This window comes from Rhodoferax ferrireducens T118 (assembly GCF_000013605.1).
In the GTDB taxonomy this organism is placed as follows: domain Bacteria; phylum Pseudomonadota; class Gammaproteobacteria; order Burkholderiales; family Burkholderiaceae_C; genus Rhodoferax; species Rhodoferax ferrireducens.
In genome coordinates this window covers 1,692,787-1,705,587 of the sequence record NC_007908.1, presented here as the reverse complement: position 1 = coordinate 1,705,587, position 12,801 = coordinate 1,692,787, and the positions used below count along the sequence as shown (strand labels likewise).

Annotated in this window: 10 protein-coding genes and 1 tRNA gene; 9 read left to right on the top strand and 2 right to left on the bottom strand. The window is 60.0% G+C overall.

The window, feature by feature from the left end; genetic code table 11:
• The first annotated feature begins 5 nt into the window (after positions 1-5).
• The 4 genes from RFER_RS07965 to RFER_RS07950 all read left to right on the top strand — a co-directional run bounded on the left by RFER_RS07965 (position 6) and on the right by RFER_RS07950 (position 3,644).
• The gene (locus RFER_RS07965; RefSeq protein ID WP_041791709.1) at positions 6-719 is read left to right on the top strand and encodes a DsbC family protein; all 714 of its coding nucleotides are present in this window, start codon (positions 6-8) and stop codon (positions 717-719) included.
• A 143-nt stretch (positions 720-862) separates the two neighbouring features.
• Positions 863-2,689 (top strand): M61 family metallopeptidase, encoded by a 1,827-nt coding sequence (locus tag RFER_RS07960; protein WP_011463874.1) that lies wholly within the window; start codon positions 863-865, stop codon positions 2,687-2,689.
• Between the two features lie 48 nt (positions 2,690-2,737).
• Positions 2,738-3,517: an enoyl-CoA hydratase gene (locus RFER_RS07955; protein WP_011463873.1), complete on the top strand. Its 780-nt coding sequence runs from the start codon at positions 2,738-2,740 to the stop codon at positions 3,515-3,517.
• A 50-nt stretch (positions 3,518-3,567) separates the two neighbouring features.
• A tRNA-Met gene (locus tag RFER_RS07950) sits at positions 3,568-3,644 on the top strand.
• 370 nt (positions 3,645-4,014) lie between these two features.
• On the opposite strand, the gene ompA is transcribed toward RFER_RS07950, so the two are convergent.
• Both ompA and RFER_RS24555 read right to left on the bottom strand, forming a co-directional pair.
• Entirely contained in the window at positions 4,015-4,653 is a 639-nt protein-coding gene (ompA, locus tag RFER_RS07945; protein WP_011463872.1) for an outer membrane protein OmpA, read from the bottom strand.
• Positions 4,637-4,906, bottom strand: a complete 270-nt coding sequence (locus RFER_RS24555; RefSeq protein WP_244095835.1) for a hypothetical protein — start codon at positions 4,904-4,906, stop codon at positions 4,637-4,639. Before RFER_RS24555 ends, ompA begins: the two co-directional genes overlap by 17 nt.
• A gap of 9 nt (positions 4,907-4,915) precedes the next feature.
• On the opposite strand from RFER_RS24555, the gene gyrA reads away from it, so the two are divergent.
• From gyrA to RFER_RS07920, 5 genes are all read left to right on the top strand, one after another.
• Entirely contained in the window at positions 4,916-7,558 is a 2,643-nt protein-coding gene (gene gyrA / locus RFER_RS07940; RefSeq protein WP_011463871.1) for a DNA gyrase subunit A, read from the top strand.
• A 70-nt stretch (positions 7,559-7,628) separates the two neighbouring features.
• Positions 7,629-8,741, top strand: coding sequence for a 3-phosphoserine/phosphohydroxythreonine transaminase (serC, locus tag RFER_RS07935; RefSeq protein WP_011463870.1), 1,113 nt, complete (start codon positions 7,629-7,631; stop codon positions 8,739-8,741).
• 46 nt (positions 8,742-8,787) lie between these two features.
• Complete coding sequence (gene pheA / locus RFER_RS07930; protein ID WP_011463869.1) at positions 8,788-9,870, top strand: prephenate dehydratase; 1,083 nt, start codon at positions 8,788-8,790, stop codon at positions 9,868-9,870.
• The gene (locus RFER_RS07925; protein WP_011463868.1) at positions 9,871-10,743 is read left to right on the top strand and encodes a prephenate dehydrogenase; all 873 of its coding nucleotides are present in this window, start codon (positions 9,871-9,873) and stop codon (positions 10,741-10,743) included.
• Positions 10,743-12,752, top strand: a complete 2,010-nt coding sequence (locus RFER_RS07920) for a bifunctional 3-phosphoshikimate 1-carboxyvinyltransferase/cytidylate kinase (protein ID WP_011463867.1) — start codon at positions 10,743-10,745, stop codon at positions 12,750-12,752. Before RFER_RS07925 ends, RFER_RS07920 begins: the two co-directional genes overlap by 1 nt.
• Positions 12,753-12,801: the final 49 nt, after the last annotated feature.

Here is a 12,801-nt window from a genome sequence, read left to right as displayed (position 1 = left end):
TCAAGATGAAATTAGCTAAATCCGCACTGCTCTGTGCCACTGTGTTGTTGGCTTTGGGCGTTAGCGCACAAGAGGCCACCATTCGCAAGAATCTGGCGGAGCGAATTCCGCAACTGGCAAAAATTGACGAAGTCAGCAAGAGCCCGATGTCGGGCTTGTATGAAATTCGGGTCAACGGCACGGAAATTTATTACACCGATGCCGAGGGCAATTACCTGGTTCAGGGCAATTTGATCGACACCAAACAGCGCCGCAATCTGACGGAAGAGCGCGTCGACAAATTAACCGCGATCCGTTTTGACGCGCTGCCTTTCAAGGACGCCTTCACCATCGTACGCGGCAACGGCAAACGCAAGCTGGCGGTCTTTGAAGACCCCAACTGCGGTTACTGCAAACGCTTTGAGCGCGAACTGCAAGGCGTGGACAATGTGACAATTCACCTGTTTCTGTACCCGATTCTCAGCGCTGAATCCATCGAGAAATCCAAACACATCTGGTGCGCCAAAGACAAGGGAAAAGCCTGGCAAGACTGGATGGTGCGTGACCAGTTGCCCAAAGTGGCGAGCTGCGACAGCGCCGCCATCACACGCAACGTTGAGATTGGGCGCAAATACAAGATCACGGGCACCCCGACGCTGATCTTCGCCGACGGCACGCGGGTGCCCGGCGCGATTGGCGTAGCGGACGTTGAGAAGTATCTGACGACAGCCAAGAACTGAAATCGGGCATGGACAGGCTCCATCCCTCGGGGCCGACGAAGCGTCCTACCCGGCAGCTTCCCCCCCTCTAATCTGCTTCTCTATTTGTAGCTGCTTACACTTATTGGATAGGGGCTAGCGGCCTTTTTTATTAAAATGTCCTCATGACCCGTCGACCCACCAACGCCACCGCAGCCGTGCACTACCGGGTCGACCTGCAGAGCCTGACTGCTCATCTATTTGCCGTCACGCTGACCATTGCAAAGCCTGCCGCCTTGCAGCGCGTGAGCCTGCCGGTCTGGATTCCGGGCAGCTATCTGGTGCGCGAATTTGCCAAGAACCTGCAGCGCCTGCAGGCCCACCAAGGCGGCCACGCCGTGGCCTTGACCCAGCTCGGCAAATGCAGCTGGCAGGCCCGGTGCCAGACGAACCAAGCGCTGGTTCTGCAGTATGAGATTTACGCGCTTGACAACTCGGTGCGCACCGCGTGGCTGGACGGCGCGCGCGGGTTTTTCAATGGCACCAGCCTGTTTCTGAAGGTCGAGGGCCAAGAGGCGTTGCCGCATGAACTGACGCTATTGGCGCACCCGGACCTGGCCGACTGGCAACTGGCAACCGGTCTACCCCCCACCAAAACCACACGCAACGGCTTTGGCACCTATCTGGCCAGCGACTACGGCGAACTGGTGGACTGTCCGGTCGAAATGGGTCCGTTCTGGCATGGCGCGTTCGTGGCGGGCGGCATCCCGCACCGGTTTGTCGTCGCGGGCGCTCCACCCGCCTTTGATGGCAAGCAACTGCTGGCCGACACGCAACGCATTTGCGAAGCAGAAATCCAGTTCTGGCATGGCGCCCGGTCGAGTAAGCGCGCCCCTGCCAAACCACCGCACAAAACCTATTGCTTCCTGCTCAATGCCGTGGACGACGGTTATGGCGGTTTGGAACACCGCAATTCCACCGCACTCATCTGCAAGCGCCAGGACTTGCCACGCCTGGGCCACCCAGCGCGCGCGCAAGGAACCAATCCTGCGCCGGACCAAGCAGCCGAAGGCTATAAGACGCTGCTGGGCCTGATCAGCCACGAATACTTCCACACCTGGAACGTCAAGCGCTTGCGCCCGGCCGAGTTCACCGACTATGACTATGGGCGCGAAAACTACACGCAGCTGCTCTGGTTTTTTGAAGGATTCACCAGCTATTACGACGATTTGCTGCTGCGCCGCGCTCATCTGATTGACGACCTCGCCTACCTGAAACTGCTCACCAAGACCATCAACCAGGTGCTGCAAACGCCTGGACGAGCCGTGCAAAGCGTGGCACAAGCCAGTATGGATGCCTGGGTCAAGTACTACAGGCAAGACGAAAACACACCCAACGCGACCGTGAGTTACTACACCAAGGGTGCTCTGGTGGCGCTGTGTCTGGACCTGACACTGCGGCAAGAGGGCAAGACGTCATTGGACGTCGTGATGCGCGCCTTGTGGCTGCGCTGCCAGGGCGGGCCGATGACCGAGGCCGACCTGACGGCGACGCTGGAAGCCCTGGGGGGGCGCTCCTATGCGCAGGAAGTCGCCCAGTGGGTGCACGGCACTGCCGACCTGCCGCTGCAATCCCTGCTGACAGCACAAGGTATCAAGGTACTGGAAGAGCCGGCCCAACTCGCGCAACGTCTGGGCCTGCGCGTGACCGAAACTGCCGGCGTGCAGATCAAGACCGTGCTGCGCGGCGGTGCGGCAGAACAAGCGGGTTTGGCGGCCGGGGATGAATGGCTGGGCCTTGAAGTGGAATCGGGCAAGTCGGCCAGCGCCTGGCGCATCAACAAGCTTGATGATCTGATGCTCTATGCCGCAAGCGCCAGCAAAATTTGCGCCCTGGTCGCGCGCGACAAGCGCCTGCTGAAGCTGCCACTGACGCTGCCCCAGTCGGTCACCACCTGGCGCCTGACGGCGCGCGACAGTCAACTGATCGGTCAATGGCTCAATGCCGCTTGACGACCCGGCGGCCAGTATCATTTTCTCAACCACTTCCGAAAGAACACGATGAATTACGAACTGATCACGATTCGCACCGAAGCCGACAAAATTGGCATCCTGACCCTGAATCGACCGAAGCAACTCAACGCGCTGAACGACCAGTTGATGACCGAGTTGGGTGCGGCGCTCAAAGCTTTTGACAGCGACCCGGCGATTGCCTGCATGATCATCACAGGGAGCGAAAAAGCCTTTGCCGCCGGGGCCGACATCGGCGCCATGGCCCAACTCAGTTTTGCCGACGCCTACAAAAGCGACTTCATCACGCGCAACTGGGAGCAAATTCGCAGTGTTCGCAAACCGGTCATTGCGGCGGTCAGCGGTTTTGCGCTGGGCGGTGGCTGCGAGCTTGCCATGATGTGCGACTTCATCATCGCGGCTGACAATGCCCGGTTTGGCCAACCCGAAATCAAGCTTGGCATCATTCCCGGCGCCGGCGGCACGCAACGGCTGCCACGCGCGCTCGGCAAGGCCAAGGCGATGGACCTGATACTCACCGGCCGCATGATGGACGCTCTGGAGGCCGAGCGCGCGGGCCTGGTCAGCCGCGTGGTGCCGCTGGACAAACTGATGGAAGAAGCGTTGGGCGCAGCCCTGATGATCGCCGAGTACTCGCAGATTGCCACCATGGCCGCCAAGGAATCCGTCAACCGGGCATTTGAGGGCACGCTGAGTGATGGCATCATTTTCGAGCGCCGCCTGTTCCACGCGCTGTTTGCCACCGCCGATCAAAAAGAAGGCATGGACGCTTTTGTGAACAAACGCAAGGCGAATTTCCAGCACCAATAAGTGCGCAAGTCCGAATCAGCGCCCGGCTTCTGGTTATAATTTGCGGCTTCGGCGCTTTAGCTCAGTCGGTTAGAGCGATGGAATCATAATCCACAGGTCCGCGGTTCGAATCCGTGAAGCGCCACCAGTCAAAGCCCATACGGGAAAAGAAAAGCCTGCTATTTAATAAATAGCAGGCTTTTTTGTTTTTATTTGCTTTTGCCTGCTTGCAGGCCATCTGTGGGCAGCGTCGAATTCCAGCATCGAGACCGCCATAAACCAGAATCAGCCCGTCTCTGCGGCCTCGTCATCGTCCAGCGTGCCCCTGCACATCGGAGATGGTCATCATCAGGTCAATCGGGTTCCCGGGGAGTCGCGTAACCCCTCCCCTTGCCGAATAGGTAGAGGATTTCCACCTCCGCGAGTGCGCCCATGCCGGGCGAGCCCCAAAAAAAACCCCGCTGTTGCGGGGTTTTTTTGAAACCAGCCCGAAAGCTGATTCTTGGTGCAAGTTCTGATTACTTGCGCGTACCAACCACTTCGATTTCTACGCGACGGTTTTTAGCACGGCCTTCTTTCGTCTTGTTGTCAGCAACCGGTTGCAATTCGCCCTTGCCTTCAGTGTAAACACGGTTTTTCTCGATGCCCTTGGACACCAAATAAGCTTTCACAGCCTCAGAACGGCGAACCGACAATTTTTGGTTGTAAGCATTGGAGCCGACGGAGTCGGTGTGGCCAACAGCAATGATGACTTCCAGATTGATGTCTTTGACTTTACCAACCAAATCGTCCAGTTTGGCCTTGCCTTCAGGCTTCAGTACCGACTTGTCGAAGTCAAAGAAGGCGTCAGCGGCGTAAGTCACTTTGGTTGCTGCGACGGGCTGAGGCGCCGGTGCGGGTGCGGGTGCAACCACTGCCGGAGCAGGAGCAGCTACCGGTGCGGGCGCTGGTTCTGCTTTGGCGGCAACGATGGCGCCATCGCAACCAACGGCTGCCGTCGCAGGTGTCCAGTTGGCATCACGCCAGCACAGTTCATTGGTGCCATTTTTCCAGGTAATACCATTGGAGCTGACCCAGTTATCAACTGTTTGGGCACCAGAGACAGTTGCGAATGCTGCGGCAGCAACCAGCATTGCCACTTTATTTAATTTCTTCATGTGTTCTCCTTTTGGGGAAAAAAGCCGCAGCAGCGCTGCGAATATTTATAAGACGCTTTGGATGCCAATCACCCAAATCGTTATAAGGATTGTGCCACAGCGCTATTCGGCCTGGAACTCGAAACAGGGCCACGGCATTCTCTCCTACATAGAAAACAGCATTAACATACATCGCCGTTGCCGGGAAGCCACAAGGCGAGCCAATCAGAGGCCCATTAGAATGGCAGGCTGCCTTTGATCTTGCCATAGCCATGAGCGTCCCATGACCCAATTCGCCAAAGAAACCCTGCCCGTCAGCCTTGAAGAGGAAATGCGGCGCAGTTACCTCGATTACGCCATGAGCGTGATTGTGGGCCGTGCCCTGCCCGATGCGCGGGACGGTTTGAAACCAGTGCATCGCCGTGTGCTGTTTGCGATGCACGAACTCAATAACGACTGGAACCGGCCGTATAAGAAATCGGCACGTATCGTCGGCGACGTGATTGGCAAGTACCACCCGCACGGTGACCAGTCTGTCTACGACACCATCGTGCGGATGGCGCAGGATTTTTCCATGCGCCACATGCTGGTCGACGGGCAAGGCAACTTTGGCTCGGTCGACGGCGACAACGCAGCGGCCATGCGTTACACCGAAATCCGCCTGTCCAAGATCGCCCACGAGCTGCTGGCTGATCTGGACAAGGAGACCGTTGATTTCGGCCCCAATTACGACGGTTCCGAAAAAGAACCGCTGGTGCTGCCAACCCGCCTGCCCAACCTGCTGGTCAACGGCTCCGGTGGCATTGCCGTGGGTATGGCCACCAACATCCCGCCGCACAACCTGAATGAAGTGGTGGATGCCTGCCTGCACCTGCTGCGCAACCCGGAGGCCTCGATTGACGAACTGATGGAGATCATTCCGGCGCCCGATTTCCCCACCGCCGGCATCATTTACGGCATCCAGGGTGTCAAGGACGGCTATCGCACCGGTCGGGGTCGGGTGGTGATGCGCGCCAAGGTGCATTTCGAAGACATCGACAAAGGCCAGCGCCAGTCCATCATCGTCGACGAGCTGCCCTACCAGGTCAACAAAAAGACACTGCAAGAGCGCATGGCCGAACTGGTGCACGAGAAGAAAATCGAGGGCATCAGCCACATCCAGGACGAATCCGACAAATCCGGCATGCGGCTGGTGATTGAACTCAAGCGCGGCGAGGTGCCCGAGGTGGTGCTCAACAACCTGTACAAGCAAACGCAGCTGCAGGACACCTTTGGCATGAACATGGTGGCGCTGATCGACGGCCAGCCCAAGCTGTGCAACCTCAAAGACCTGATTAAAGTGTTTTTGCAGCACCGCCGCGAGGTGGTGACCCGTCGCACAGTGTTCAATCTGCGCAAGGCGCGCGAGCGCGGCCACGTGCTCGAAGGCCTGGCCGTTGCGCTGGCCAATATCGACGAATTCATCGCCATCATCCGCAACGCCCCCACACCACCGGTGGCCAAGGTCGAACTGATGGCCAAGCCCTGGGACAGTAAATTGGTGCGCGAAATGCTGACCCGCACCCGCGCCGACGGCGGCGTGATCAACGCCGACGACTACCGCCCCGACGGCCTGGAGAAGATGTACGGCATGGGCAGCGATGGCCTGTACCGCCTGTCCGACACGCAGGCGCAGGAAATTCTGCAGATGCGTTTGCAGCGCCTGACCGGCCTGGAGCAGGACAAAATCGTCGCCGAATACAAAGAGGTGATGGGCGAGATCGAAGACTTGCTCGACATTCTTGCCAAGTCCGAACGGGTCTCCACCATCATTTACGAAGAACTCACCGCCATCAAGACCGAGTTTGGCCAAACCAAACTGGGCGCGCGGCGCAGCCTGGTGGAGCACAGCTCGTTTGACTTGAGCACGGAAGACCTGATCACGCCCACCGACATGGTGGTGACGCTCTCGCACAGCGGCTACATCAAGAGCCAGCCGCTGAGTGAATACCGGGCGCAAAAGCGCGGCGGGCGCGGCAAGCAAGCCACCGCCACCAAAGAAGACGACTGGGTCGACCAGCTCTTCATTGCCAACACGCACGATTACATCCTGTGTTTCAGCAACCGGGGTCGTCTCTACTGGCTCAAGGTTTGGGAAGTGCCCCAGGGCTCGCGCGGTTCACGCGGGCGCCCGATCGTCAACATGTTTCCGCTGCAAGAGGGTGAAAAGATCAATGTGGTGCTGGCACTGACCGGCGAGAAGCGCAGCTTCCCCGCTGACCAGTACGTGTTCATGGCCACCTCCATGGGCACCGTCAAGAAAACACCGCTGGACGAATTCAGCAACCCGCGCAAGGGCGGCATCATCGCCGTCGGCCTGGATGAGGGCGACTACCTGATCGGCGCCGCGCTGACCGACGGCAAGCACGACGTGATGTTGTTCAGCGATGGTGGCAAGGCGGTGCGCTTTGACGAGAACGATGTGCGCCCGATGGGCCGCAATGCCCGAGGCGTGCGCGGCATGATGCTGGAAGACGGCCAGGGCGTGATCGCCATGCTGGTGGCCGAGGATGAGTTGCAAAGCGTGCTGACCGCGACCGTCAACGGCTATGGCAAGCGCACCAGCATCACCGAGTACACCCGCCATGGCCGCGGTACCAAGGGCATGATTGCCATCACCCAGTCCGAACGCAATGGCAAAGTGGTGGCCGCCACCCTGGTGCATGCCGACGACGAAATCATGCTGATCACCGACAAGGGCGTACTGGTGCGCACCCGTGTCTCCGAAATTCGCGAACTGGGCCGCGCCACGCAGGGCGTGACGCTGATTGGGCTCGACGAAGGCTCCAAATTGAGCGGACTGCAGCGGATTGTCGAAAATGACGCCAACCCGGTGGCTGATGAAACCCCCGGTGACGATCAGGACGACACCAGCAGCACCGACTAATTGCTACTATTTAAATAGCTGCTTACCCATAATAAACGGGGGCTAGAGCCCGATTTTGTATAAATTTCTGATGAATCGACCCTATAACTTCTCCGCCGGACCCGCGGCCATGCCGCAGGAAGTTCTGACCGAAGCGGCGGCCGAAATGCTCGACTGGCACGGCAGCGGCATGAGCGTCATGGAAATGAGCCATCGCGGCCGGGAGTTCGTCTCCATTTACGAGCAGGCGCACTTGGATCTGCGCGAGCTGCTCGCGGTTCCGGACAGCTTCAAAATCCTGTTCATGCAGGGCGGCGGCCTGGCCGAAAACGCGATTGTCCCGCTCAACCTGTCGGCCCGGGTGTCGCCGGCCGGTGCCGCTGGCAGCGCGGACTTTGTGGTCACCGGCGGCTGGAGCCTGAAGTCGCAACAGGAAGCACGCAAGTACTGCACCGTCAACATCGCTGCCAGCAACGAGTCGGACGGCCACACCACGCTGCCTGGACCTGCCAGCTGGCAGCTCAGTCACGGCGCCAGCTACGTGCACATCTGCAGCAACGAGACCATTCACGGCGTTGAATACCACACGCTGCCCGACCTGCAGGCGCTGGGCAGTGAGGCCGCGCTGGTGGTCGACTGTTCCTCCCACGTGGCATCGCGCCCGATCGATTGGTCGCGGGTCGGACTGGCCTTTGCGGGTGCGCAGAAAAACCTGGGGCCTGCCGGTCTGACGCTGGTGGTGGTGCGCGAAGACCTGCTCGGCCATGCGCTGGCGGTATGCCCCAGCGCCTTCAACTACAAGACGGTGGCGGACAACCAGTCGATGTTCAATACCCCGCCCACCTACGCCATTTACATCGCGGGCCTGGTGTTCCAGTGGCTCAAGCGCCAAGGCGGCATCGCCGCGATGGAAGCGCGCAACCAGGCCAAGGCAGCCCTGCTGTACGACGCGATTGACAACTCGCAGCTCTACTACAACAAAGTGGCGCCCAACTGCCGCTCACGCATGAATGTGCCTTTTTTCTTGCGTGATGAAAGTCTCAACGACGCATTTTTGGCCGGAGCACGCGAGCACGGTCTGTTGCAGCTCAAGGGACACAAGTCGGTCGGCGGCATGCGCGCCAGCATTTACAACGCCATGCCGATGGAGGGCGTGCAGGCGCTGGTGAACTACCTGCACGAATTTCAAAAGCGCCGCAGCTGAAAAACCGGCGGTTCCGAACCACGTCTGCAAAATTCAAGTCTTAGCAATGGCGAAAACTCTCCCTGAACTGCGCACCCAGATCGACGCGCTTGATCTGGAACTGCTGGCACTGCTGAACCAGCGTGCGTCGCTGGCCCATGAAGTGGGAGAAATCAAACGCGCGGATGGCTCGGCCGTGTTTCGCCCCGAGCGCGAGACCCAGGTCATCAGCAGCCTGCAGGCGGCCAACCCCGGCCCGCTCAAAAACGCCAGTCTGGCCGTGATCTGGCGCGAAATCATGTCCGCCTGCCGCGCACTGGAAGCGGCGCAGCGGGTCGCCTACCTGGGTCCGGCCGGCACCTTCAGCGAACAGGCCGCACTGCAGTTCTTTGGTGCCAGCATCGAGCGCGTCCTGTGCGCCAGCATCGATGAAGTGTTCCGCGCCACGGCGGCGGGCAGCGCCGAGTTTGGTGTGGTGCCGATTGAAAACTCGTCCGAGGGCGTGATCTCGCGCTCGCTCGATTTGCTGCTGAACTCGCCGCTGCACATCATCGGTGAAACCAGTTTTCTGGTGCGCCACAACCTGCTGCGACTCAAGCCCACGCTGGCCGACATCGAAGTCGTTTATGCCCACCCACAAGCCTTGGCCCAGTGCCAGGACTGGCTCAGCACGCATTTGCCGCAGGCCGAGCGGCGCGCTGCTGCCAGCAACGCCGAGGGCGCCCGACTGGCGGCCACCAACCCGGCCTGGGCCGCGATTGCCAGTGAGCGCGCCGCCAGCGAATTTGGTCTGCATGTCGCCTCACACGCCATTCAGGACGACGCCTTCAATCGCACCCGCTTTGCCGTGGTCTGCCTGCCGCAAACACTGGCGGCGCCGCTGGCCACCGGCAATGACTGCGTGAGCCTGATCGTTTCGGTGCCGAACCGGCCCGGTGCCGTGCATGACCTGCTGGTACCGCTCAAGAAGCATGGCGTCTCCATGACGCGCTTTGAGTCGCGCCCGGCACGCTCCGGTCAGTGGGAATACTATTTTTACATCGACCTGCAAGGTCACCCCTCGCAGCCGCATGTGGCTGCGGCACTCAAAGAACTGCAGAGTCTTTGTGCCTTCTGCAAAGTGCTGGGCACATATCCTGTAGGTGAATGAATGTTTGAACAACTTGGCCTGATTGGCTGCGGTCTGATGGGCGGCTCCTTTGCGCTGGCGCTCAAACGGGCCGGACTGGTGAAACGCGTGGTGGGCTACAGCAAATCGCCCTCCACCACGGAACGGGCCTACCAGATGGGCGTGATTGATGTGGAAGCCCCTTCTGCCTTGCTGGCGGTGTCGGGTGCCGACATTGTGCTGATCGCCGTACCGGTGGCGGCCAGCGAGGCCACTTTCAAATCGATCAAACACTTGGTCACGCCGCAGATGCTGATCATGGACGTTGGTTCCACCAAGCGCGACGTGGTTGATGCCGGCAGGCGTGCCCTGCGCGAGCAAATCGGCTCTTTTGTGCCGGCCCACCCCATCGCAGGCAAAGAAGTCTCGGGCGTGGAACACGCCGATGCCGACCTGTACAGCGGCCGCCAGGTCATCCTGACGCCGATTGAACGCACCCTGACCATCCAGTTGCAAAAGGCAGTCGATGTCTGGTCCGCGCTGGGCTGCCGCGTGGTCCAGATGTCGCCCGAGTCGCATGATGCGGCGTTTGCCGCCGTCAGCCATTTGCCGCACCTGATTTCATTTGCCCTCATGAACGCCATCTCGGGCCAGCCGCAAGGCAAGGACTACCTGTCGCTGGCGGGGCCGGGCTTTCGCGACTTCACGCGTATTGCCGCCAGTGACGCCAAAGTGTGGCGCGACATCATGATCTCCAATCGTGAAGAACTGCTGGCGCAAACCAAAATTTTCCAGCGCAACCTGCAAGCCCTCGAACTCATGATCTCCAGCGGCAACGGCGAGGCCCTGGAGGGCCTGATTGAACAAGCCAGCCTCACCCGCGCCCATTGGCGCATGGCGCAACAACAGAAATAATGTTTTCCACCGCGTTTCTTGATATTCCACCGCTCACGGGAGTGAGCGGGACAGTTGTATTACCCGGCTCCAAGAGCATCTCCAACCGCGTGTTGCTGCTGTCGGCCCTGAGCGCCGGCCGCACCACGCTGATTGACCTGCTCGACTCCGACGACACCCGCGTCATGTTTGAGGCCTTGCGCGCGCTGGGGTGTGGTGTGCGGCAATCGGGCAGCACCGTCGAGATTGAGGGTCTGGGTGGCCAACTCGGGCACAGGCAGGCGGCGCTGTTCATGGGCAACGCCGGCACCGCGATTCGTCCGCTCACCGCCGCGCTGGCCGTTTTGGGCGGCGACTTTGAACTGCGCGGTGTGCCGCGCATGCACGAACGCCCGATTGGCGACCTGGTAGATGCACTGCGCCAAATCGGCTGCCACATCGATTACCTGGGACAGGACGGCTTTCCGCCGCTGCACATTGGCCGACCCAGCCTGAAGCTGGACACGCCGATTCGCGTGCGGGGCGATGTGTCCAGCCAGTTTCTGACCGCACTGCTGATGGCGCTGCCCTTGGTCGCAGCGACCCGCGATATTGTCATTGAGGTGGTCGGAGAGCTGATTTCGCGCCCTTACATTGAAATCACACTCAACCTGCTGGCGCGCTTTAACGTGCGGGTGGTCCGCGATGGCTGGCAGCGCTTCACCATTCCCGCCGCCAGCCAGTTCCGCTCTCCTGGCACTTTGTTTGTTGAAGCTGACGCCTCGTCTGCTAGCTATTTCATAGCTGCCGGCGCAATAGCAACGGGGGCTGGAGGTCAAAAAGGCTTAAGGATTGAAGGCGTGGGCGCAGACTCCATCCAGGGCGACATCCGTTTCATCGAAGCCGCGCAGATGATGGGCGCGCAGGTGCAGAGCGGCCCGAATTGGCTGGAAGTATCCAGAGGCTGCTGGCCACTCAAAGCCATTGACCTGGACTGCAACCACATCCCGGACGCCGCCATGACACTTGCCATGATGGCTTTGTACGCCCAGGGCAGCACCACGCTGCGCAACATCGCCAGCTGGCGCGTCAAGGAAACTGACCGCATCGCGGCCATGGCGTGTGAGTTGCGCAAGCTCGGCGCCACGGTCGAAGAAGGCGCGGACTTCATTCGCGTGACACCGCCAGCCGTTGCCGCCGACTGGCGCGCGGCCAGCATCCACACCTATGACGACCACCGCATGGCGATGTGTTTTTCACTCGCCGCCTTCAACCCGGCCGGTCTGCCGGTGCGGATTGTTGACCCCAAATGCGTGGCCAAGACCTTTCCCGATTATTTTGAAGCGCTGTTCTCGCTCGCGCAGACCTCAGCCCAGGCCATTCCCGTGATTTGTGTCGATGGCCCAACCGCGTCCGGCAAGGGCACCTTGGCGGGCGCAGTGGCCCAGGCGCTGGGCTACCATTTGCTCGATTCCGGCTCGCTGTACCGGATCACGGCTTTGGCGGCGTTGCAGGCTGGCCTGGCGCTGGAGTTCGCCCATGAGCAGGCGATCGCGGACTTGATTCCAGGTCTCTCCATCCGGTTCAGCCAGGACCAGGTGTTTTTGAACGGTGTTGACGTCAGCGAAGCTATTCGCACCGAAGAGGCCGGCATGAATGCTTCCAGAGTCTCGGCACTGCCCAAGGTGCGCCTGGCTCTCATCGCCTTGCAGCACAGTTTTCGCCAATTGCCCGGGCTGGTTGCTGACGGCCGCGACATGGGAACCATCATCTTCCCTGAGGCCGCGCTCAAGGTGTTTTTGACTGCCAGCGCCGAAAAGAGAGCGCAGAGGCGTTATAAACAATTGATTTCAAAGGGTATTTCGGCTACACTCTCGGGTCTTCGCGCGGACTTGGAAGCACGCGATGCACGGGACACCTCCCGCAGCGTCGCGCCTCTCAAGCCAGCACAAGATGCCCAGCTGCTTGATAACTCGGATTTAACGGTTGAAGAATCGGTCAATCTGGTGTTGGACTGGTGGCAAAGCAAACAGCCTTTCAGAGCAATCTGAGAGGCACATGTGCAAAATCCACTGGATTTTGCACCGGTCCACACCAGCC

What these genes read in the sequence shown, in the direction of transcription:
- RFER_RS07960 (WP_011463874.1), top strand. Translation starts at nt 863, where the DNA reads ATGACCCGTCGACCCACCAACGCCACCGCAGCCGTGCACTACCGGGTC.
- ompA (WP_011463872.1), bottom strand. Translation starts at nt 4,653, where the DNA reads ATGAAGAAATTAAATAAAGTGGCAATGCTGGTTGCTGCCGCAGCATTC.
- RFER_RS07955 (WP_011463873.1), top strand. Translation starts at nt 2,738, where the DNA reads ATGAATTACGAACTGATCACGATTCGCACCGAAGCCGACAAAATTGGC.
- gyrA (WP_011463871.1), top strand. Translation starts at nt 4,916, where the DNA reads ATGACCCAATTCGCCAAAGAAACCCTGCCCGTCAGCCTTGAAGAGGAA.
- RFER_RS07920 (WP_011463867.1), top strand. Translation starts at nt 10,743, where the DNA reads ATGTTTTCCACCGCGTTTCTTGATATTCCACCGCTCACGGGAGTGAGC.
- serC (WP_011463870.1), top strand. Translation starts at nt 7,629, where the DNA reads ATGAATCGACCCTATAACTTCTCCGCCGGACCCGCGGCCATGCCGCAG.
- RFER_RS07965 (WP_041791709.1), top strand. Translation starts at nt 6, where the DNA reads ATGAAATTAGCTAAATCCGCACTGCTCTGTGCCACTGTGTTGTTGGCT.
- pheA (WP_011463869.1), top strand. Translation starts at nt 8,788, where the DNA reads ATGGCGAAAACTCTCCCTGAACTGCGCACCCAGATCGACGCGCTTGAT.
- RFER_RS07925 (WP_011463868.1), top strand. Translation starts at nt 9,871, where the DNA reads ATGTTTGAACAACTTGGCCTGATTGGCTGCGGTCTGATGGGCGGCTCC.
- RFER_RS24555 (WP_244095835.1), bottom strand. Translation starts at nt 4,906, where the DNA reads ATGGCTATGGCAAGATCAAAGGCAGCCTGCCATTCTAATGGGCCTCTG.